The 22,811-nt window shown below is 65.7% G+C and carries 16 protein-coding genes; 4 read left to right on the top strand and 12 right to left on the bottom strand.

Going from position 1 to position 22,811, the window contains the following annotated elements:
- Positions 1 to 59 precede the first annotated feature (59 nt).
- Both G4G00_RS07660 and G4G00_RS07655 read left to right on the top strand, forming a co-directional pair.
- Complete coding sequence (locus G4G00_RS07660) at positions 60 to 2,480, top strand: penicillin-binding protein 1A (RefSeq protein ID WP_108754022.1); 2,421 nt, start codon at positions 60 to 62, stop codon at positions 2,478 to 2,480.
- Positions 2,481 to 2,703: 223 nt separating this feature from the next.
- Positions 2,704 to 3,348: a hypothetical protein gene (locus G4G00_RS07655; RefSeq protein ID WP_164272328.1), complete on the top strand. Its 645-nt coding sequence runs from the start codon at positions 2,704 to 2,706 to the stop codon at positions 3,346 to 3,348.
- 37 nt (positions 3,349 to 3,385) lie between these two features.
- Here G4G00_RS07655 and G4G00_RS07650 read toward each other — a convergent pair whose 3' ends face one another.
- The 12 genes from G4G00_RS07650 to G4G00_RS07595 form a co-directional block, all read right to left on the bottom strand.
- Entirely contained in the window at positions 3,386 to 4,189 is an 804-nt protein-coding gene (locus G4G00_RS07650) for a hypothetical protein (protein WP_164272325.1), read from the bottom strand.
- Positions 4,190 to 4,192: 3 nt separating this feature from the next.
- On the bottom strand, positions 4,193 to 8,878 hold the full coding sequence (locus tag G4G00_RS07645; RefSeq protein ID WP_164272323.1) for an ESPR-type extended signal peptide-containing protein: 4,686 nt from the start codon (positions 8,876 to 8,878) through the stop codon (positions 4,193 to 4,195).
- Positions 8,879 to 8,945: 67 nt separating this feature from the next.
- The gene (locus G4G00_RS07640; protein WP_164272319.1) at positions 8,946 to 9,644 is read right to left on the bottom strand and encodes a pilus assembly protein; all 699 of its coding nucleotides are present in this window, start codon (positions 9,642 to 9,644) and stop codon (positions 8,946 to 8,948) included.
- A 17-nt stretch (positions 9,645 to 9,661) separates the two neighbouring features.
- Complete coding sequence (locus G4G00_RS07635; RefSeq protein ID WP_164272316.1) at positions 9,662 to 10,795, bottom strand: CfaE/CblD family pilus tip adhesin; 1,134 nt, start codon at positions 10,793 to 10,795, stop codon at positions 9,662 to 9,664.
- Positions 10,792 to 13,512, bottom strand: coding sequence for a TcfC E-set like domain-containing protein (locus tag G4G00_RS07630; protein WP_108754027.1), 2,721 nt, complete (start codon positions 13,510 to 13,512; stop codon positions 10,792 to 10,794). The genes G4G00_RS07635 and G4G00_RS07630 overlap by 4 nt, the downstream gene beginning before the upstream one ends.
- A 54-nt stretch (positions 13,513 to 13,566) precedes the next feature.
- Positions 13,567 to 14,070: a CS1 type fimbrial major subunit gene (locus tag G4G00_RS07625; protein ID WP_108754028.1), complete on the bottom strand. Its 504-nt coding sequence runs from the start codon at positions 14,068 to 14,070 to the stop codon at positions 13,567 to 13,569.
- A 267-nt stretch (positions 14,071 to 14,337) separates the two neighbouring features.
- Positions 14,338 to 15,930, bottom strand: coding sequence for a protein kinase (locus G4G00_RS07620; protein ID WP_159094010.1), 1,593 nt, complete (start codon positions 15,928 to 15,930; stop codon positions 14,338 to 14,340).
- A gap of 73 nt (positions 15,931 to 16,003) precedes the next feature.
- Entirely contained in the window at positions 16,004 to 16,282 is a 279-nt protein-coding gene (locus G4G00_RS07615) for a hypothetical protein (protein WP_159094011.1), read from the bottom strand.
- Between the two features lie 52 nt (positions 16,283 to 16,334).
- Positions 16,335 to 16,616, bottom strand: a complete 282-nt coding sequence (locus G4G00_RS07610) for a hypothetical protein (RefSeq protein WP_108754030.1) — start codon at positions 16,614 to 16,616, stop codon at positions 16,335 to 16,337.
- Between the two features lie 629 nt (positions 16,617 to 17,245).
- Positions 17,246 to 18,523: a citrate synthase gene (locus tag G4G00_RS07605; protein ID WP_164272313.1), complete on the bottom strand. Its 1,278-nt coding sequence runs from the start codon at positions 18,521 to 18,523 to the stop codon at positions 17,246 to 17,248.
- Positions 18,524 to 18,819: 296 nt separating this feature from the next.
- Positions 18,820 to 19,062: a type B 50S ribosomal protein L31 gene (locus G4G00_RS07600; protein WP_079223041.1), complete on the bottom strand. Its 243-nt coding sequence runs from the start codon at positions 19,060 to 19,062 to the stop codon at positions 18,820 to 18,822.
- An 88-nt stretch (positions 19,063 to 19,150) separates the two neighbouring features.
- Positions 19,151 to 20,089 (bottom strand): nucleoside hydrolase, encoded by a 939-nt coding sequence (locus G4G00_RS07595; RefSeq protein WP_108754032.1) that lies wholly within the window; start codon positions 20,087 to 20,089, stop codon positions 19,151 to 19,153.
- Between the two features lie 704 nt (positions 20,090 to 20,793).
- Here G4G00_RS07595 and G4G00_RS07590 point away from each other — a divergent pair.
- Positions 20,794 to 21,204: a hypothetical protein gene (locus G4G00_RS07590; protein WP_164272310.1), complete on the top strand. Its 411-nt coding sequence runs from the start codon at positions 20,794 to 20,796 to the stop codon at positions 21,202 to 21,204.
- A gap of 219 nt (positions 21,205 to 21,423) precedes the next feature.
- Positions 21,424 to 22,752, top strand: coding sequence for a Fic family protein (locus G4G00_RS07585; protein WP_164272307.1), 1,329 nt, complete (start codon positions 21,424 to 21,426; stop codon positions 22,750 to 22,752).
- Positions 22,753 to 22,811 lie beyond the last annotated feature (59 nt).

Below are 22,811 nucleotides of genomic sequence, written 5' to 3'. Positions count from 1 at the left end.
GCCACCGTGCGTAATCTATACTCTGCGACCACGAAATTCGCAATCGGAATCTGAACCCGATGACTCGACTCCGCCGCTGGCTGCGCTGGATCTTCCTTGTTGTACTGGTCCTGGCGCTGGTCGGAGCGGCCGCCGTGGGCGGCCTGTACTACGCCGTGTCCTCCAAGCTTCCCGACGTGCAGACCCTGCGCGATGTGGAAATGCAGGAGCCCATGTACGTCTACGCTGCCGACGGCAAGCTGATGGCGGTGTTCGGCGAGACCCGGCGCACCCCCATCACCATGAAGGACGTGCCGGACAAGCTGAAGAAGGCCTTCCTGGCCACCGAAGACGCCCGCTTCTATGAACACGGGGGCGTGGACTACAAGGGCATCGGCCGTGCGGTGTGGCTGCTGGCCACCACCAACGACAAGCGCGTGCCCGGTGGTTCCACCATCACCCAGCAGGTGGCCCGCCAGTTCTTCCTCAGTTCCGAATACAGCTACACCCGCAAGCTGGCCGAGATCCTGCTGGCCCGCAAGATCGAGTCGGAGCTGAGCAAGGACGAGATCTTCGAGCTGTACCTGAACAAGAGCTTCTTCGGCAACCGCGCCTACGGCGTGGCCGCCGCGGCCGAGTTCTACTACGGCAAGAAGCTGAACGAGCTGGACCTGGATGAAATGGCCTCGCTGGCCGGCATCCCCAAGTTCCCCTCCTCGGGCAACCCGATCTCCAACCCGGAACGTGCCCGCCAGCGCCGCGACAACTACGTGCTGCAGCGCATGGCCGACCTGAAGTTCGTCACCCAGGCCGAGGCCGACGCGGCCAAGGCCGTGCCGATGCACGCCACCGCGCATGAACCGCCGGTGCAGGTGGAGGCGCCTTACGTGGCCGAGCTGGTGCGCCAGGAAATGATCGCCCGCTTCGGCGGCGATGTGGTCAACAAGGGGTACCACGTCACCACCACCATCGATGCCACCCTGCAGACCGCGGCCAACCTGGCCGTGCGTGACGGCCTGCTGCTGTACGACCACCGCCACGGCTGGCACGGCGTGGAAAAGCAGGTGACGCTGGGCGCCGGCGACGATGCCGCGGCCCTGGCCGAGCACCTGCGCGGCATGTACGGCCAGGCCGGCCTGCTGCCGGCCATCGTGGCCAGCACCGGCGCCGATGGCAGCGCCACGGTGGTGCTGGCCAACCGCAGCGAGATCGTGCTGCCGGCCGGTGCCGCCAAGTGGACCAACAAGACCCCCGGCAAGCTGGTGCAGCGCGGTGACATCGTGCGCGTGCGCGCCGGTGCCAAGGAAGGCGAGTGGCTGCTGGACCAGATTCCGCGCGGCCAGTCCGCGCTGGTCTCGCTGGACGCCCACAGTGGCGCGCTGAAGGCGCTGGTGGGTGGCTTCAGCTTCTCGGGCAACAAGTTCAACCGTGCCACCCAGGCCCGCCGCCAGCCCGGTTCCAGCTTCAAGCCGTTCGTCTACGCAGCCGCCTTCGACAAGGGCTACAACCCGGCCTCGATCGTGCTGGACGCCCCGGTGGTGTTCCGCGACCGCCGCGGCAAGACCTGGGCACCGCAAAACGATGGTGGCGGTTTCCGCGGCCCGATGCGCCTGCGTGAAGCGTTGGTGCAGTCGCGCAACCTGGTGTCGGTGCGCCTGCTGGACGGCATGGGCGTGGACTACGCACGCAAGTACATCAGCGAGTTTGGCTTCGCCGAATCGGAGCTGCCGCCGAACCTGTCGATGTCGCTGGGTACCGCCTCGCTGACCCCGCTGTCGGTGGCCCGCGGCTATGCCGTGTTCGCCAACGGCGGCTCGCGCGTGGACACCTGGTTGATTGACCAGGTGAACGACCGCGACGGCAACCTGGTGTTCAAGGAAAACCCGGCGCTGGCCTGCCGTGAGTGCGCCGGCAGCAGCGACCAGCCAGTGAACCAGGTGGTGGACGGCTTCAACTTCGGCGCCCCGGCCCCGAAGGTGGACCCGACCGCTGCCGCCAAGCCGGCCACCGAGACCCCGGCCGCGCCGGCCAACCCGGATGCCCGCACCGCCCCGCGCGCGATCGATGCCCGCACCGCCTACCAGCTGGTGTCGATGATGCGCGACGTCGTGCAGCGCGGCACCGGTACCGCCGCCAAGGTGCTGGGCCGTGAGGACGTGGGTGGCAAGACCGGTTCCACCAACGACCACCGCGACGCGTGGTTCTCCGGCTTCGGCGGTCCCTACGCCACCACCGTCTGGGTGGGCCGCGACGACTTCCGTTCGCTGGGCTACCGCGAGTACGGCGGCAAGGCCGCCCTGCCGATCTGGATCGACTACATGCGCGTTGCGCTGAAGGACACCCCGATCGCCCAGAACGAGCCGCCGGCGGGCATGGTGCAGACCACGTTGAACGGCGCCACCGAGTGGGTGAAGGTGGAAGACATGGACCGCCTGACCGACTACGACCTGGACCTGCAGAGCACCCCGCAGGCCGACGCCGCCGCGTTCGATATCTTCTAAGGGACGGATGGGTGGGGGCCAACCTTGGTTGGCCCTGCGTGCCGACCAAGGTCGGCACCTACCAGAGCAAGGTAGCGGGCCAACCTTGGTTGGCCCCACGCAGCCCGTTGGTTGGCCCTTCGTGCCGACCAAGGTCGGCACCTACCAAAGCAAGTGCCCACCGAGCACGCGCATGTCACATCCCTGCGCTACTCTGTACCCAGGTCGCAACAGGAGTCATCGCATGCATCGCGCACGCCAGCATGCTGCCAGCCAGACCCGCGAGCGACGCCATCGCCTCGCCCACGAAGCCGCCCGCCTGATGGCCGAAGGCGGTATCCGCGACTACCATCAGGCCAAGTTGAAGGCCGCCAGCCGGCTCGGCATCCACGACGATGCTTCCCTGCCCCGCAATTCCGAGATCGAAGACGCCCTGCGCGAGCACCAGCGGCTGTTCGCTGGCCCCCAGCACAGCAGCCAGCTGCAGCGCCGCCGCGAGGCTGCGGTCAACGCGCTGGAGTTCCTGCACGGCTTTGCCCCGCGCCTGGTCGGCCCCGTGCTGGACGGCACCGCCGATGCCAACAGCCCCGTGCAGCTGCACCTGCACAGCGATGATGCCGAGGCCGTGCACCGCTTCCTGGACGAGCACCGCATTCCCGCCGAATCGCGCACGCGCCGCCTGCGGCTGGACCGCGAGCGCAGCCTGGACGTTCCGGTCTGGGTTTTCAGCGCCGAGGAACTGACCTTCGACCTGGCCGTACTGCCCTACGACGCCCTGCGCCAGGCGCCGCTGTCACCGGTGGATGAAAAGCCGATGCGGCGCGCTTCGGCGGCGCAGGTGCGGCAGCTGCTGGCCGAAGACGAAGCCAGCAGCTACTTCGGCACATGAGGCAGCGCCGGCCGCGACCGGCGCCACCCTCGCCCACCTACCACTGGCTGTACGGCAGCTGGTCGCGATACATCACCCGCCCCATCAGCGGCCAGGGCTCCCGATAGCTGGACTGGTACATCATGTTGGCGTGCATGCGCCGCAGGTCATGCAGTATCCACAGGTGTGCGTGCACATCGCCGAAGTCGTCCGCCCAGCCGTGGGCCAGGCGACTGCGCTCCCCCTCCAGTTCCGGCACCACGTCCTCCGGCACCTCCAGTATCGGCTGCAGTGCCTGGTGCACCTGCATGCTGCGTTCGCTCGCCTCGTGCAGGGTCTGGATGTACTCGCTCACCTTCTCGCAGGGGTACGGCGCGCACACACCGGCCATGCCGATGTAATCGGCAATGTCAGCCAGCATGTCCGACTGCAGTTGCAGCGACACCGGCACCTGCAGGGCCTGCCGCACCTGCATGGCCCGCTGCGCACCGGCCACGATGCGCGCATGGGTAGTGAACGGCGTCAGCCCGCGGCCATCGGCATGGCGCACGGCCCCCATCCGTCGATGCGCCTCGTAGGACAGCATCTCCATGCGCACCTGCGCCGCCTGCGGGTGGACGCGCGGCACCGTGGGGTTCATCGCGCGCCAGCCCACCCAGACCGTCGTGGCCAGGCACACGCCCATGAAGACCACCACGAGCGTGACCGAATTGAGGTAACGCCGGTAATAGTGGAACTTCGCGCGCAGCGTGTAATAGCGCCGGTAGCTCATGAAGCGGCTCACGTAGCGATAGCTGCGCATTTCCCTTTCCAGCATGCTGGAACGCCGCCCCGGTTCGGGGTTCTGCTTGTCAGTGCTCATGGTTCACCAGCCAATGCCCAGGCCCACGCCCATGGTGCGTTCACCGCTGTTGGTGAAGGCGCCATTGAGGCTGAAGGTGGCCGAGCCTTTTTCGTTGAGGACACGCTGGTAGCCCACCGCCATGGCCGATTCGCCATCGCTGTAGCCCACGCCTGCGCCCAGGCGGTTGTAGGTGTTCAGGCCAGCGGTGTTCATCGCCATCGCACTCTGCGCGCTGCTCATCGCCGCCATGCGGTTGAAGCGCTTGTCCATCTTGTCCAGGCGACGATCCACCTCGCGCGAGATGCCATCGCTGTACTCGTTGGCACGGGCCAGCATCTTTTCCAGATCGGCGGTGTCGACCTGCGGGGTCGGTTCCTTCGGGGTTTCCGGCGTGGCGTTGGGGGCCTTGCCGGTGTCGGCCACGGTCGGCGTTTCGCTTTGAGGCTGCGGGGCTTCCGGCGTGCTGGCAACGCGCGCCTGCGGCTGCCCGTCGATGCGCTGTTCCAGGCCATCCATGCGCCCATTGAGCTGCTGCTGCACGTCGTGCAGCTGCCCGCCATTGACCGCGTCACGGCTACCGGCAGCCACCAGACCGTTGGCCACGTTGGAAATGACCATGCCCTGCGCACCGGCCAGGGTGAGCTGGTTCAGGCCGTCGCTGCGGGTGGTGGTGTCCTGGAAGACGGAGCGGAGCTGGGTTTCCACCTTGTCCACGCGCGAGCCCTGGGTGGTGACAGCGCCATCGAGCGACTGCAGTGCATCGTTGAGGGTGGACTGCTGCTGGCCTTGCACGGTGAAGTGTGGGCCGATGATGTTGCCGTTGCTGTCTATGTGAGCGCCGCCACCGAGGGTGGCCAGGGTGGCGTTGAGCTGGGCGACGGTGGTGGCGTCCTGGGCATTGCGGCCGTTGGCTACGTTGGTTAGACGGCGCTTTGCACCGTCACTCCCGAACGAGACCGTGTGTGATTCCGTCGCAACTGATCCATAGCCAATGGCCACGCTATTAACTGCCCCAATCGCCACACGGCTTTCTGTTCCCAATGCGATTCCATTCTCCTGAAGAACTGAAGAGCCCGTACCCAAAGCAAAAGCGTTACCCGCATTCCGATCGACGAAAGCAGCGCGACCGAGTGCAACACTGTTCTTTGCAAGCGATCGAGCGTAGCTGCCGACCGCCCCCCCCCCTTCACTGTCCGGCGATGCCTCAGCAGAATCACCAATGGCGACACCAACAAGACCAGCTCTAGCCGCTGCGTCCTCACCACCTCCGCCTATCGCGAGGAACCGCGCACTTCCCTCTACACCGTCAAGTCGCTCACTAATCGCAAACAGTTGTCCACCATTAACGACGTCCTTGCTCCGAGCGGAAAGCTCTCCATCCGCCACGCCGGTCACTGTCGCGCCACCGAAGTCAATAACGCTCCCCGTCTCAGCCGCAGACGAGCGCGTAAGATCGTTACCCGTCACCTGAGAATCGCGCAGCGCATCCAGATCGCTGCGATTGCGGGCGATCTCCTGCTTGGCATCGTGCAACTGGCTACCCGTCACTGCATCGCGACTGCCCGCTGCGATTCGACCATCAGCCAGATTGGTCAGCACCGCCCCCTGTGCGCCGGACAGCGTGAGTTGGTTCAAACCATCAGCGCGGATCCCGGTGTCCTGGAACGCCGAGCGCAGCTTGCCTTCCAGCGAGCCGACCCGTGCATCGGTCACAACCACCGCACCATCCAGCGCGGTCAGCGCATCGCCGACGGTGTTGTGGTTGCTCCCCTGAATCGCGTAGGTGGGCGCGATGATGTTGCCACTGGCATCGAGGCCGGCACCACCTCCAAGGGTTGCCAGAGATTCCCTGAGTTGTGCAACTGTAACTACGTCATTCTCAGCGTGGCCTCGACCCACATTTACGATCCGGCGTTGCCGCCCCTTTGTCCCGACAGAAACCGTATTCGTCTCGTCAGCGATTGCCCCATACCCAAGGGCTACAGCACCTTCTGCGTCAGCGCCGACAACTGCACGAGCTCCCAAGGCAACGCCCCCACTAGCCTGAACGTGCGAGCTAGAACCTAGCGCGAAACCCTCGGTTGCCTCTTCTACTACCCACGAAGCCCGCCCCAATGCAACCGAGTTAACGCCGAGCGCTTTCGAGAAGCTGCCCACAGCGGTGCCACCTTGACCAGTCGGTGACGATTCTGCGGAATCACCGATGGCGACACCCAACCACCCGGCAGACGCATCCTCGCTAAACTCGTCGTAGCCAACCTGCAGGAAGCGACTGCCCTGCTCCATCTGCTCAATCCGGGCATTGGTGGCAAACAACTGCCCACCATTCACCGCATCCGTACTGGCAGCCGAGCTGATATCCCCCGGACCGACACCCTTCACCACGGCACCTTCAAGGTCAACCAGGGTCCGGTCAGCATTGAACTTCACCACGCCTTCCAGATCCGGTTCGAAGCCATCGAAGTCGGCGCGCAGGCGGTCCAGATCCACACGATGGTCAGCCAGACGATCAGCGTGATCCACCAACTGCAGATCCTGGGCCTCGTTCCGCGCCTCTGCCGAGCCTACGCGCTCGTTGGTGGCAAACAGCTGCTGACCGGTCACCGCATCGGTGCTCGATGCGCCCAGGATGCCGTTAGCGATGTTCTGGATGCGGCGGCGCGCGCCGTTCTTGTTGGACACGTCCAGTACGGTGCCGGTGTTCTCGGCACCCAGGCGAACCTGGCCGCTGGCCGACACCTGCCCGATCAGACCGGCCACGGTACCTACCTGGCTGATGGCGCTGTCGGCCGCCGTCTTCGCGGCGGTTGCCGTGGACTGCGCGGTGGTCACCGCCGAGTTGGTGGCATGCAGCTGCTGACCGGTCACGGCCTCGGTGCTGGAGGCACTGAGCGTGGCATTGGCCACGTTGCTGATGCGGCGGCCAGCACCATTCTTGTTGGCTACATCCAGCACGGTGCCGGTGTTCTGCGCACCCAGGCGCACATTGCCGCTAGCAGACACCTGCCCGACCAGACCGGCCACGGTGGTCACCTGGCCGAGGGCATTGTCTGCGGTCGTCTTCGCGGCGGTTGCGGTGGACTGCGCGGTGGTCACCGCCGTGTTGGTGGCATGCAGCTGCTGCCCCGTCACAGCATCGGTGCTGGAGGCACTGAGCGTGGCGTTGGCCACATTGCTGATGCGGCGGGCAGCACCATTCTTGTTGGATACGTCCAGCACGGTGCCGGTGTTCTGGGCACCCAAACGCACATTGCCGCTGGTAGAGACCTGCCCGACCAGACCGGCCACGGTGGTCACCTGACCGAGGGCATTGTCTGCGGTCGTCTTCGCGGTGGTTGCGGTGGTCTGTGCGGTGGTCACCGTCGTGTTGGTGGCATGCAGCTGCTGGCCGGTCACGGCATCGGTGCTGGATGTACTGAGCGCGGCGTTGGCCACGTTGCTGATACGACGAGCGGCGCCATTCTTGTTGGATACATCCAGCACGGTGCCGGTGTTCTGGGCACCCAAACGCACATTGCCGCTGGCCGAGACCTGCCCGACAAGACCGGCCACGGTGGTCACCTGGCCCAGCGCGCTGTCCGCTGCGGTCTTTGCCGCCGTGGCGGTGGTCTGCGCGGTGGTGACTGCGGTGTTGGTGGCATGCAGCTGCTTGCCGGTTACCGCTTCGGTGCTGGTGGCGCTGAGCGTTGCATCGGCCACCCCGGTCAGCTTGCGGTTAGCGTTGGACTTGTTGCGGATGTCCAGCTGGATGCCCGTGTTGTCACCACCCACGCGCACTGCACTGCTGGCCGAGGTCTGCGTAACCAGTCGCGTGTTGACCAATGCCTGGTCGGCAGCGGTCTTGGCGGCATTGGCCGTGTTGGTCGCGGCGGTGACGTTCTGGTTGGTGGCGTGGAGCTGCTTGCCAGTTACCGCGTCGGTACTGGTAGAGGACAGTCGGGCGTCTGCCACGTTGACGACCCGGCGCTTCGTACTGCTGCTGCCCACCGATACCGAGTTGGATTCGGTCGCCTCCGAATTCAGCCCCAGTGCCACACTTCCGACCGCCAATGCTTTGGCGTGATGACCTACGGCTACACCGTTGTATTCAGCGCGTGCATTTCCACCCAGGGCCACTGCACCCGAGTATCCTGCTGTACCTGCAAAGGCATTTCCGCCGATAGCTATCCGCGCAACGCCCGCGGAGCTTTCGACGGTGCGCGCCCCGCTACCCACGGCAATCGAATTCTGGGAGTACGCCTTGGCATTGTTTCCCATGACCGTGGTACCAATTCCATTCCCTTGGGCATGGGCTCCCACTACCGTCGAGTAGCCCTGTAGTGCTTCGGCTCCGTACCCAAATACGGACGTATTGTCTCCCAGACCGCGCGCCTTGTTCCCAAAAACCGTCGCGTAGCTCCCGTCCACATAGGCGCCAGCACCCATGACAAAGAAGAAACCACTTCGCAAGGACGCGTCGGCATGGCTCACCGTGTCATGGCCAAGGAACGGGGCACACCTTGTGAATCCAGACTCGTTGCTACCGCAGCCAAGAAAGACAGTGTCATTTGCGCTGGCAGTACCACCGGCGATCAAACCGGCGGCCACTAGAACCGAAGAAAAAGCTAGTTTGTGCTTGCTGGACTTTCCTTCGCAACGCGCCAACTCACTGGCCACGACCCAGCACTGCAGAGCCTTCGACCATAGACGACGATAGATCCGGTTCATGTTCACTCCTTAACAACCAAGGGAAAAGAAGCCCGTCGCTGCGTGCCGCCGCGACGGGTCGAGCGCTTCAGAGCGCGAGGGCCTGCACGTGTTCGCGATAGCCATCGCGGGTCAACCGATAGCGCAGCTGCAGGCGATGGCCAGGCTTCGGGGTAAAGGGCAATTGCAGGGATGCGCCGGGGTACAGGCTGCGTGAGACGTCATGGGCGGTGCAGGCACCGGTTGCATCGCAGTCGGCCACGCTGGTCAGGCCCACCCGCAGCGTTCCGGCATTGACCAGGCTGTCGCCCTGTATGCGCACGTCCACGCGTCCATTGGCCGGAACCACGTTTACCAGCGCGCCCCAGACCAGGCTCATGCCCACCGCGGCGCGGGTGGCCGGATCGTCCGGCTCGGCATCGTCGGGGCCGCGCACAGCTTCGAAGTACACGCGGTAGGCGGTCTCCTTCTCCACCGGCTGCAATGGAATGACCCGGATCAGCCGATTGGCGCCACCCGCCAAGGCGAACTTGCCGGGTGTGATCGTGATCGCCGCGTCGGCCGGCTCGATCTCGACTTCCTGCTCGTCCCCACTGGCTGGATCGTCGATGCGAAGGATCGACGCCTGCACGTACTGCGCGGTAGTGGATTGCGAGTACACGCGGATCTGCGCGCCCTTGCCGGCCTCGACCGAGGTGCGCATGGGATGTACGGTCAGGTTGGCGTGGGCGGGCACCGCTGCAAGCAGCAACGCGCAGGCGAACAGGCAGGGCAAAGCAGGATTCATGGCGAACTCCATCAACATCAAGGGCGGGAAGTGGGCAGGCGCAGTTCGACCTTCAGATCGCCCTGGTAGGCACCAGAGCGCTTCTCGTCGATAGGGACGCGCGGGGTATCGAGGGTGAGCGGCGTGGGCACGCAGAACACCGGCTGGGTCATGCCCGGCAACATCACCAGGCGCAGGCGCGCGGTATCGATGTTGCGCAGCTGCTCTTCCACGCCATTGCGCATGGGAATGCGCGCGCCGTTGTGGTCGAGGGTGACGGTGTAATCCACACGCTGGCCGTCGTCGCTACCGCCATCGGTGTGCCAGACCGAATAGCCGGTGGGGCCGGGACGGCGCGTGCCGCTGTCGCGCACGGTGACGCCGAGGTACTCGCTCTGCGAACCGAGGCCGTCATACAGGCACATGTCCAGGTGCGCGCGGCCACCGACCGTTCGGGCAATGGGGTCGTAGCTCAGATTGAGGCCTACGGTGGGGGCGGCTTCCTGGAACTCGGGCAGGTAGATGGAGACCGCGTCGTAGTCGGTGATGGTGAGCGTGAAACGGTAGGTGTACGTGGCGAGGTTGCGGGCGTCGGGGGTGTTCGCGCGGAGTTCGAGCGTTGCGGTCCAGATGCCTGCGACGAGCTTCCCAAGTTCCGGCATCTCAATAGCAAGCTGAGCGCCAATTCCCGCGGGTTCTGCCCCAGGGCAGACATTGAAGTAGGTCGACCAAGGCGCCATGATCCCGAGTTGCCAGTAGTCACCCAAGCAGGCGCGACTGCTGAGCGCCCGTTCCACCCCCCCTCGGATGCTCAACTCTGTATGCATTTGGCTGCGTTGCTCAACGAAAGTCAGAGCGATACTTCTGAGACCAGTATCAGGATCCTCGATCCCCTCAACCGGGCACCTACCCCTCTCCGCGCTGCTATCCGAAACACACGTCAGGTGCAGTTCGCCGTAGCGCTTTCCCAGATCCACGTGGTCATACGCCAGCAGCGTTCGCGGCGGCATCAACACAATGTCCCCCGGCATCGCAGACCGATCCCACGTCATCACGATGTCGCGATGCTCATCAGTCGGGTGCGTCTCCGGCGGCCGTTGCGCCATCGCACGCGGCGCCATCACCACCAGCGCACAGAACAGCACCAGCCACCACCACAGCCGCCGGCTCATCGCACACCTCCTGCTGCCGCCTGCTGGCTGCTGGCCATCAAGGCCTTTTCCTGCAGCAGCCGCGTCACCCGCGCCTGCTGGCGGATCTCTGCGGGCAACTGCGCCACGTTCAGCGGTTCGCACTGCACGGCCCCCACCAGCAGCACCACCTGGCGGCGCTCGCGTATCTGCAGCGGGCATTGCAGCAGGCGATCATCCTGCAGCAGGTAGAGCACGGTTTCGCGGCGCGGGAAGTCGGCCACGAAGCCGCCATTGCTGCCGGTGCCCGGCACCGGTGCGTTGAGGATGCGGGCGCCGCGCAGCGGCGTGCCGGCCAGGTCCTGCGCGTTGCCGATGAAGGTGTAGGTCACTTCAATCGGCACCGGCATGCGCATCAGCTTGCCGGGCGGCAGGAACAGCGGGCGCGCGCCGCCCACGCCGCTCACGCGGATGGAGGCGATGCTGTCCAGCGCGCTGGCGTCCTGCACTTCGGCGCGGTGCGATTGGTAGGCCGGCAGTGGCAGCAGGCGGCGCTCGCCCAGCTGCAGGCGCTGGCGGCGCAGGCCTCCCACCTGCAGCTCGGCGGCCACGCCGGTCAGCTCCAGGTCGTCGGTGCCATCGACTTGTACGGCCAGGCCCGCATCGGCGCCCAGGCCACCGCCCCAGTACAGCCCGCGCGAGCCCAGTGCGACGCCGGAACTATGGGTGGCGCTGTAGGCCATCTCGTCGCGGCCGCGCTGCTGGTAGCGCGACACCGTCGCGCCGGTGTGGCCGATACGGTTCTGCACCTGTGCGCTCAGCGTGGCGCTGTAGCGATCGCTGTTGTTGCCGCGCAGTTCGGCGGACAGTTCGCGGAACTGGTCGTCGTGGTCCTGGCGCAGGCTCTGCGCCACGCTGTAGGTCAGATCCGGGCGTTGGTGCTGCGGTTGGCGCAGATCCAGCCCGTAGCGGCGCTGCGCGTTGCCGCGCTCGCCCTGCTGCAGGCGGGTCAGGGCAAGGGTGAGGAACACGCCGCGATCGCGGCTGCTGCGCAGGCTGCCGTCGTTGTGCTGCTGCCACACGCCCACGCGGGTGGACGCGCTGAAATCGCCCCAGCGTTCGCTGCGGTTGTAGCTGGCCTGCCAGGTGCGGCTGAGCTGCGGTTCGCGGCTGGGCTGCGGCGCCCACGGCGGCAGCAGCGGGTCCAGGCCATGCAGCGGATCGTCGATATCGCCGGGCACGCCCACGCCCTGCCGCCAGGTCTGGCGCCGGGTATAGGCCAGGTAGGCATTGCCCCCGGCCACCGGCAGCGCCACCGAGGCGCTGAGCGAATCGACGCAACCCAACTGGTCGCGTGCATCGTCGCGGAATTCGCATGCCTTGCCGCGCATGCGCTGCTGGTACAGATTCCACGACGCACGGCGGCGGTAGGACAGCTGATACTGCTGCCCACCGCTGCCGTCGCTGCCGTGCATGCCGCTGAAGCTGGCGCGGATTTCCTGCGTGGCAAACAACCGGCGCAGGTCCACGCGCAGTTCGCCATAGCTGAAGCCGCCCAGGTCGGCCACGCCGGCGATGACGGTGGCGCTGCGCCCCAGCGGCACGCGCACGCCGCCCATTGCCGACATCTCGCCGTCGAACTGGTCGCTGCGGCGCTCGCTGCGGCGGCCGCCCTGCAGGAACCACTGCACGCTGCTGTCGGCCCAGTCGCCGCCCTTGTCGAAGGGCGCGTCTTCGCTGCGCACCAGCACGCCGTCTTCGTAGATGCGCAGGGTGACGGTGTAGTTGCCGAACGGGAACCGGCGCGTATCGATCTGGTTGATGCCGGCCTGCAGGTAGTAGGTCTGCAGCAGGCGCTGGCCATCGAAGGCATCGACGCGTGCATCGCGTGCCAGCAGCACGGTCAGCGGCGTGGCCTGCACCGCCGCCTCGCTGTCCACGTAGGCCTGGGTGGTGCCGATGCGCAGGCCCTGGAAGCGGTCCAGCGGCAGCATGCTGAAACTGAAGGTGCCGCCCTGCGGGCTGGACAGGTTGCGGCGGTCCATGCGCCCGGCCTGCAGGTAGTGCTCCGGGCCGATGTCATGCCGGTAGTAAGCGTTGTCCAGCTGGAAATCCTGCCGGGTGCGCTGGTTGCGGTAGCGCTGGTGGCTGAAGGTCCAGTTGGCCGAGACGTGGCCGCGCTCGAACAGGCCCAGCACGCCGGTACCCTGTGCGGCCAGCGCCTGGTAATCGCGGCCGCCGCTCAGGTTCACCGTCTGCTGGTGCAGGAAGGCGTTCTCGGCGTTGGCGCTGACCTGGTGGTGGCGCTGCGCGGCGGGTTCGCCGGGAATCCATTGGCGGGCGACAAACAGGCGCACCGCGCCCTCGCCCTCGTCATACAGTGCGCGCACGGCGGTGGGGTCCTCCGGGGGATCGAGATAGCCGCAACCGGCGGCGGCACCGCCGTAGCGGCAGGCCAGGTGGCTGTTGCGCGGCAGCGGCTGCGACAGTGCCGGCAGCAGCGCCGCCTGTGCTTCGGCGGGCAGCTGCAGCGCCTGCAGCGCTTCGGCGGGCGCTTCCAGCTGCACGTGGTCGAGGGTGACGCGCACGGGCATCAACCCGGTCGAACGGCCGAACAGGCGCACGTCCAGCTGCTCGGTCTGGCCTTCGACCAGATCCTCGAAGCCGGCAGGAACGCCGCGCGCGGCGACCATCGGCGCAGCCAGCGACAAGGCAAGCGCGAGCGCCAGCCGGGTAACGGCGGGGGCGGTAGCATTCATGGGGGGGCAACCAGAAGCGGCCGGCCCAGCAAGCGGGCCGGCGCGGGGCGGAACTTACGGGCTGGCGGTCTTCTGCTTCATGGCGATGCTGACCATGCCCTGGAAGCTGTCAGCCACGGTGATTGCGCCTGGGGTCTTCTGGGCGATCTCCAGCGGCATGGCCACCGAGGCACCCGGCAGCGCGCCATCGAACAGATCAGCAGCCAGGTAGTCGGTGGCGGCCAGGCCCAGCTCACGGTTGTTCAGGCTGACCTTCAGCGGCACCGACGGCGTGCCGGCGGCATTGCCGATCAGCACCGGCTCGTTGATCAGACGGACTTCGATGTCCTTGTCGATGTCGTTGGAATAGATGCGCACCTGCCGCTTCCAGGCATCAAGACCCGTTCCCGGCTTGTGGACCATCTTGATCGCATCCGGCAGCGGGCTGCCGTCGGCCTGCAGCAGGGCCAGGGTCGGGTCGACGTCGGCCAGGATGGTGATGTGGGTTTCGGCGGCATTCGCGGACAGCGAAGCGGTGACCAGCGCTGCAGCCAGCGCGGCCTTCTTGAAGATGTGCATGGGTGTCTCTCTCGGACAATGAAATAGGGAAAGCTCCCCTCCCGAACGGAGATAAGGGAGGGGAGCGCCGCCCGCCTGGGTGGGGGTGGGCGACGGAGAGAATGGTAGGAATCCCTACTCCCGGCGGCTATTCAAGCATTCCTAAAACGTTGAACGTTAAGTGGAATTCTTGAATTCGCTCAATGTTCGAGAGTTATGCAAGTTTCCTCAGGTCGGGTTTGCAAGAATCCTCATTGCATAGATCGCGCAGTCGAGCATGGCTCGGCTCTACAGCTGTGGAGGCGGGCTCGCCTGCATCGGGTCGAGCAGCAGCATTTCCTGCACTTCATTCCACATCTTTTCGCGCACGCGCCGCACCAGGGCCGAATCGCGTTTGGCCGGAACCGGAACCGGCAGCACCTCGCGTGCGTACGCGGACAGCAGCGTTGCGGCGCTGGCGGCGGTGGGTCGCTGCAGGGGATCGGCGTGCATCAAGGCCGCTACCAGCTCGCGTATCGCGCGCGGCACGCCGCGGCGCAGCCGCCCCACACTGGGCCGCTGCTGGGCGCTGGCCGGTTCACCCGGCTCGGCCTCGTCGCGATGCATCAGCCACGAGGTCAGCAACTGGTGGATGGTCGCACCCAGCCCATACAGGTCTTCGCGCAGGTGGCTGCCCTGGAATGCGCCGTGGCGCGCTTCCGGCGGCATGTAGCTGGGCGTGCCCCAGGGCACATCGCTGGTGGCATCCACGCGCAGCGCGCCTTCGAAGTCCAGCGGGCGCAGGCGTCCGCTGCGGTCCACCATCAGGTTGGCCGGCTTCAGGTCGCGCCATACCCAGCCCGCCGCATGCAGTTGCGCCAGCACGGTGGCCACCGCCGAAGCGTAGGCCAGCGCGGTCTCCAGCGCGATCTTGCGCTGCGGGTCGGCGCAGGCCTGCAGCAGCGGTTCGCCATCGATGTGTTCCATCACCAGATAGCGGTGCTCGCCGATGCAGAACGCATCGATCACCGCTGGTGCAGCGAAGGCGGCACCGTGCGCGGCACGCAGGAAGGCTTCTTCGCGTTCGACGAAACTGCGGCCATCCAGGCCCAACCAGTTGGTCTCGCCGTGGCGGCGCCCTTCTTTCACCACGCACAGCCGCGCCGGGGACGAGGCGATGTCCACCGCGCGGTACACACCGCCCTTGCCGCGCTGCATGAAGGCGTCGTGGCACAGGAAGCGGGTCTGCAACGGCGTGGGCGGTGCGGCGGCATCGATCACTGGTGCGAACGGGCAGTCCACCCAGTCGGGCACGGCCTTGCCCGGTTCGCGCAGATCCGGCACCTGTTCGCCGCTGGGCAAGCGCAGCGCGCTGACCTTGCGCCCGTCGGCATCTTCCATTTCTTCATGACCGAACGCGCCGTAGCGGAAGTACACCGCACTGCCGCGCCGGTAGGGGCGGTCAAACGGTACGGCGGGCGCGGCCAGATCACGCGTGGCCTGGTCCAGCATTTCGGCCAGCGCCAGCGCGTGCGCCGCGTCGCGCGGGTAGACGGTGATGAACTTGCCGATCTGGCTGAAACCGAACGGAATGGCGCTGTTCAAACGGTTGAGGATGTTCAGGGTCTTCACCGATTTGAACGCCACGCCCTGCTCCACCAGCAACGGCGCGCAGCGGCGGAATACATCGATGGCATTGGGCAGAGTGGCTGAGACGTGCAGCTTCCAGCCCTGCGACGGGTGCTCGGCCTGCGGGGGGCGGTAGCGCCAGCCCGAACGTTGCGGTACCACCGGCAGGTACTGGTCCACCAGCGCGCGCCATTCCTGTTCACGATGCGCGGCCGGGGCCGGCGATGCGCCCGGTGCGGGCGCGTGGTCGATTGCGGTATCGATAGGCAGCACGGCAGCTCTCCTTGCGGCAACGACAGAAAGCGATATGCGGGTGCGCAGCGCACACCCGCATATCGGCGCAACATCAACTACTGGTGGTGGTGGTCGTGGTGGTGCACAGCGGCGTGCTGGTGGTGGTGACCGTGCGGCTGTGGCAGGTGCACGCGGCCACCGAACTGTCGCCGGCCGACATCGCCTGCAGTTCTTCCGGGCTGGACGCGAACTGCGAGAAGTACGCCTTCCATTCGCTGCTGCCGGCGCCGGCATGGATCGCTTTCAAGCCCTGCGCGCGCAGCTGGTCGGCGAAGGCCTTGTCATTGATCGCCTTCTGCACCACGTCGTTTGTCTTCTGCGAAAGTGCCATCTTCAACTCCTTGTGGATCGATGAGGACGCAAGGGTCGGTGCCGCGATGTCGTCAGCCCGACCCGGTGGTGGTGGTGCCGGTGCAGATGGGGCTGGTGGTGGTGGTGACCGTGGTGCTGTTGCAGGTGCAGGCCGCCGCGCCCGCCTTGGCCCCCAGGGCCTGCAGCTTGGCCGGGTCGGTCGCCAGGCCGGTGAAGTGCTGGGCACCGAAATAGGTTTTCCAGGCGGGGCTTTCCTGCCCACCCACCACCGCCGCCAGGGCCTGGCTGCGGATCTGTTCGGCGAATGCGGGATCGGACAACAGTTTCTGTACGAACTCGGTCTGGACAGCCATGTGCGTATCTCCCTTTCCGTTGGAAGGAACAACGTGTGCCGGCGGCTGGCCGGTGGTGCTTCCGACGATGCGTGCAGGGTCACCGCGGCCATGCGCCGCGCGCCCTTGAACGGCCCCCCATCGTCAACGGGTGGTGGCGTGTGCCGCGCACATGACCGGGCACCGGCGCTCCTGCCAACGGCACAGGCACGGCACGCGGCAACGGTCGTCGACCGGCACGGCGGCATTCGTAGTTGGTTCGGGAACACCGGCGCAGGCCTGCGCGATATGCGGCCTGCAGCGGATGTTTACGTGCGTTGCCTCGTCTTCCCCATCGCAATCCCCTTGCGTTCCGGATCAGCACATCAGCGTTGGCGGGGCCGTCATGCGACGGCGGCACCGGGCGGGCGATACCCCGGCAGCCATCCAGCCCAGAGTGTGCGGTGCAGCGTCTGCCGCAACACCGGGCCGGTCAATGGGGTTTCTGCATGAGCACCCATTCACCATTCCGTTCTGCGCGGGCACGCACAGTTCCGCTTCGCAGGCGTTCTCATATTCACGCGCCCGGTTTGGGCAGCGTCGCCCGGTTCTGCGCAAAAAAAACGCCCCGCACAATGGCGGGGCGTCTTCATTGCAACCTGCCGGGGCGATCAGCCCTGGTAGTCGCGCACGTCGCTGCCGGTGTAGACCTGGCGCGGACGGCCGATCTTCATTTCCGGGTCAACCTGCTGTTCCAGCCAATGCGCCACCCAGCCGGAGGTACGGCCCAGGGCGAACATGACGGTGAACATTTCGGTCGGGATCTGCAGCGCCTTGTAGATGATGCCGCTGTAGAAATCGACGTTCGGGTACAGCTTGCGGGCGACGAAGTACTCGTCCTGCAGCGCGGCCTGTTCCAGCTTCACGGCCACGTCCAGCAGCGGATCCTGCACGCCCAGCTGCTTGAGCACCTTGCTGGTCATTTCACCGATGACCTTGGCGCGCGGGTCGAAGTTCTTGTACACGCGGTGGCCGAAGCCCATCAGGCGGAAGCCGGAGGTCTTGTCCTTGGCCTTCACCACGGCCGATTCGACGTTGTCGGCCGAACCGATTTCTTCCAGCATCTTCAGCACGGCTTCGTTGGCGCCGCCGTGGGCCGGACCCCACAGCGCGGTCACGCCAGCGGCGACCGACGCGTACGGGTTGGCACCGGTCGAACCGACCAGGCGCACGGTCGAAGTCGAGGCGTTCTGCTCGTGGTCGGCGTGCAGGATGAACAGCAGGTCCAGCGCCTTCACCACGTCCGGGTTCAGATCGTACTGGCCATCGGCCGACTCGAAGGTCTGCTTCAGGAAGCGGCTGACGTAATCCAGCGAGGTGTCCGGCTTGTTGGCCGGCAGGCCCTTGCCGTGGCGGTAGATCAGCGCCGACAGGGTCGGCACCTTGGCGATCAGGCGCACGGCGGCCTGGCGGCGCTGTTCTGCGTCGGACAGGTCCAGCGAGTCGTGGTAGATGGCCGACAGCTGCGCAATGGCGGCTGCCAGGATGGCCATCGGGTGGGCATCCTTGGCGAAGCTGGCGATCAGCGCGTTGACCGAATCGTCGACGTTGGCTTCGGCGGCCAGCTCATCGGTGAAGGCCTTCAGCTGCTCGGCGCTGGGACGCTCGCCGTTGATCAGCAGGTAGGCCACTTCGACGTAGCTCGACTTTTCCGACAGCTGTTCGATCGGGTAGCCGCGGTACAGCAGCACGCCCTTGTCGCCATCGATGTAGGTGATGGCCGACTTGCAGCTGGCGGTGGCGGTGAAGCCGGAATCGTAGGTGAAGAACCCCGTTTCCTTGGTCAGCTTCGCGATGTCGACGCAGTCGTTGCCAAGGGTGGGTTTGATGACGGGCAGAACGACCGACTTGTCGCCGGCGTTGAGCGTGACCTGATCAAGATCGGACACTGTGTGCGCTCCTTCATGGGAAGGCGCCTGCCCAAGCGCATTGGTCAGGCACGTGAATGACGTCCTCGGCCTGTGCCGGGGATCACGCCATTATCGCACAGCAGCATTTGCCGGGTGCTAGACAGAAGTCGTAGACGACAGGCAGCCGCAGGCCTGCCGACAAGCGGCCCGGATGGGCAAAGCGGCCAGGGGCTGAACGCACTGTTCCGTCCATCCAAACGCCCGTTGGGCAGGCGCCGGACAAAAACAAACGGCCGCGCAATGCGCGGCCGTCGGTTCCAAGCAGTAACGACGTATCAGCGCGCGTAGCGCTTCTGGAACTTGTCGATACGGCCCGAGGTGTCGATGACCTTGTGCTTGCCCGTGTAGAACGGGTGCGAAGCCGAGGAAATTTCGACCTTGACCAGCGGGTATTCGTTACCGTCGGTCCAGGTGGTGGTTTCCTTGGTCGCCATGGTCGAGCGGGTCAGGATCTTGAAATCGGAGGTGACGTCTTCGAAGACGACGTCGCGGTAGTTCGGATGGATATCGGCCTTCATGGGCTCACACCGTAAATGGGCTGGTGGTCAAGAGCGGCATTATAAGCACCGGTTGCCGCGCGGGGCAACCGGTGCGTGGGCATTGGCCTCAGACCGCGCCCAGGGCCTGGCGTACCAGGGCCTCGAAACGGGCCTGGTCGTAGGCCATCAGCAGATCGCAGTTGTCGGGCTGGCCGGTCTGGCGGTTCCAGTCGACGATGGTGGCGCCGCGGCTGAACGTGCCGTTCAGTTCCACGTTCAGCGGACGCGATTCCACCTGCAGCTGCCCTTCCGGGTTCAGTGCCCAGGCCATGGCCACCGCATCGGCGGTGTACCAGCGGCCGCCCTTGGCGTCTTCGGACAGGGCGCGGGTCTTGCGCGAGATCAGTTCGTAGAAGCGCGCGCGGTCGGAATCGGCCTGCAGCCACTGCTCGGCCTGCTCCAGCGGCAGACCGTGGGCCACGGTAGCTTCCCAGTCCGACACCAGCAGATGCTTGAACGAGGTGAACACCACGTGCGCCGCTTCCGGATCGAAGGCGATGTTGAATTCGGCTGCCGGGGTGATGTTGCCGTGGCAGGTGACTGCACCGCCCATCACCACGATGCGCTTGATGCGCTGGGGCAGGGTCGGGTCGAGCTTCAGTGCCAGGGCCAGGTTGGTCAGCGGGCCCAGCATGACCAGCATCAGCTCGCCGGCGTACTGGTGCGACAGGCGCAGGATGGCCAGCGCGGCGTGCTCGGTCTCGGCCTGGCGGCTGGGCGGCGGCAGGTCCACGTCGCCGTAGCCGTCGCGGCCGTGCACGTGGGCGGCATCCACCGAGGGGTGCAGCAGCGGGTCGGGGCTGCCAGCGAACACCGGCACGTCGGTGCGGCCGACGATGTCGCAGAGCTTGAGGGCGTTGCGGACGGTGTAGTCGAGGCCGACATTGCCGGCGGCGATGGTCAGGGCGACCACGTCATGCCGTTCGTCGGCAAAGGCCATCAGCAGGGCCAGGGCGTCGTCCACACCGGGGTCGGTGTCGATCAACAGCGGGATCTTGTGGGTCATCGTTGCCGTCTTCAGATCGGCAACGAAGTGTGGACCGGGTTGATGACCGTTGCAAGTATGGGGGTTGGGGTGTCTGGCAGGGCTGCGCCCTGCCCCGCCTGTAGAGTCGAGCCATGCTCGACTGAAGCAACGTCAAAAGCCTGCGTTCCGTGGGATGGCGGGGTGGGTCCGGTTGCGGGGGACGCTGCAAGTACGTCCTTGTAAGCTCGGTCGCGCCATCCATGGCGCTCACGCCCCCGCAACCGGACCCACCCCGCCTTCGACGGCTTCCTGCGATCTGCCGGAACGGCAGTGGGGTCGGATCCCGTTGCGTTGCAACGGGCTCCGACCCAGTTCTCGAGCCATTCGATGTGTCGCGAATGCCTGCTTTGAAATGGATGTCGTGCGCTTGCACAGAATTCGAGGTTTCAAACTTTCCTCATTGAGGTGGCAGGGGCCTCGTGGAAAACATGGGGCGCCATCGACAACGGATGGCACGGGCTTCCAATCCCGTTTGACTACCTTGTTGTTTACGCTTGCCTGCCGGCGTTGCGCGCTCATTCCCGCGTGGCGTCCGGCAGGCAATCCGTCCGTGCGTCTTATGGCGGGTGGTGCGTGGGGGCCTCGTGCCCGCCGGCGTTTGCGAGGTAGTCACCGGTATTGGAACCACTCACCACCCGCCACCTGCGCTGCCGCGTCGGTGGTCATCCATTTAGGACACCACGATGAGCACTACCCACTACCCTTTTCTTGTCGCCACGCTGGGTGAGGCGGCGGGTCGGTTGCCGGATGATCTGGCGCGTACGCTGGAATCCACATTGGCCGCTACACAGCCTGCCAACACCGGCGACGGTCCTACCCTGCTCGCGTGCCTGCGCCACATCCGTCAGGGCGATGGCGCCGATGGCCAGCCGGTGCCGGGCCGGGGCCGTTCTGCCAGCCAGCGTGCGGCGCTGGCCCGGTTGGACCGGGCTACGGCCGGTATGGGTGTTCTGCTGGAAGTGCTGCATGCCGCAGAGCGCGTGCGTGTGGACGGCGAGCCGGACCAGCAGGTGGGGGATGACGTGCGCGAAGGCTTGTTGCTGGCCTGCCGCGGTCTGTGCGAGTACATGGGCACGCAACTGCCAACCGGGTAAACCCCCGCCACGCGGATACGGATCTCGAACAACGCGCGCCGCGGGAAACGCCGCCGGGCATGGCCCGGCGCTACCAACCCGGTAGATCCACGCCGTGCGTGGATGGGCATGCCCTGGCCGCAACCATCACAAACATGAATTCATCGTCGCCGGGCACACCCTTGGAGCGCTCGACACCATTTGCTATAAAAACCAATACACATTTTATAGAAAACCGCCATGAAGCTGCCCGCCCCGGCGCCGGATCTGGCCACCCTGACCCGCAAGTACGGCGAGAGCCTCGGCCGCATTCTTGATGCGCGCATCGGACCTGAGGTGAATGGCGCCTACGAGCACTGGGACAAGCTGCGTCACAGGACTCCCGCGCCGGGTCTTAGCGCCGAGCAATGGTGGCTGGGCATCGCCTGGACGCGCGCGGCTTTGCTCAAGCCCCTGCCGCTGTTGCTGGACAAGACGCAACAACCCTTCAAGCTTGCGCTCACCGATACGATGCAGCGCCGACTGCACTTCATTGACCGCGAGGCTGCAGGCTCCGTGCAGGGGGTGGATGCAGCCAGTGGCCAAGGGCGTTTCCTGATGCGCTCACTGATCGAAGAAGCGATGACCTCGTCGCAGCTGGAAGGTGCTTCAACCACGCGGGCCGTGGCGAAGGAGATGTTGAGCACCGGTCGCGCCCCGCGCGACCCATCCGAGCGGATGATCTACAACAACTACGTCGCGATGAACGTCATCCGCGAACGCGGCGTACGCCCCATCACGGCAACCGAGATTCTGGAGCTGCATAGCATCCTCACAGATGGCACGCTGGAGCTGACAAGCGACAGTGGACGCTTTCGGACTGCCGAAGACAACGTTGCAATCTTCGACCGTGGCTCTCCACCCACGCTGCTGCACATTCCTCCCCCGGCCGAAGAAGTACCCGCGCGGATCGAGCGGCTTTGCCAGTTCATCAACGAAGAAAGCACGCCCTTCATTCACCCGGTCGCCAAAGCCATCGCCGTGCACTTCCAGATCGGCTACGACCATCCTTTCGTGGACGGCAACGGCCGCACCGCGCGCGCCTTGTTCTACTGGGCGATGATGAACGCTGGCTACTGGATGACCGAGTACTTCTCCATTTCCAGCGTGTTGAAAAAGTCACCCGGCAAGTACATGCGCGCCTACCTGTACACCGAAAGTGACAACCAGGATCTCGGTTACTTCGTCTCCCAGCAACTGGAGGCAATCGAGCAGTCGATCCAAGGACTGCATGCCTACATCGCCAGGAAGCATGCAGAGGATCAAGCCGCGCGACGCATGCTGCGTACTGCACGGCTGGGCGGCGTGCTGCTCAATCATCGACAGCGCGCACTTCTGGCCAATGCACTGAAAGACCCCGACCGGACCTACACGGTCGCCAGCCACCAGGCGTCACACACCATTACCTACCCCACCGCATTGAAGGATTTGAATGGTTTGGTGGCAGCGGGGCTGGTCAGCAAGGAACGCGTCGGCAAAGCATCGGAGTATTTCGTGCTGCCAGGGCTGTCAGAACGGCTCGCCCTGTAAGTTGATCCACGCCGGGCATGGCCCGGCGCTACCTGGTAGATCCACGCCATGCGTGGATG

It is taken from the genome of Stenotrophomonas sp. B1-1 (assembly GCF_010894375.1).
GTDB lineage: Bacteria > Pseudomonadota > Gammaproteobacteria > Xanthomonadales > Xanthomonadaceae > Stenotrophomonas.
This window is presented reverse-complemented; position numbering and strand designations above follow the sequence as displayed.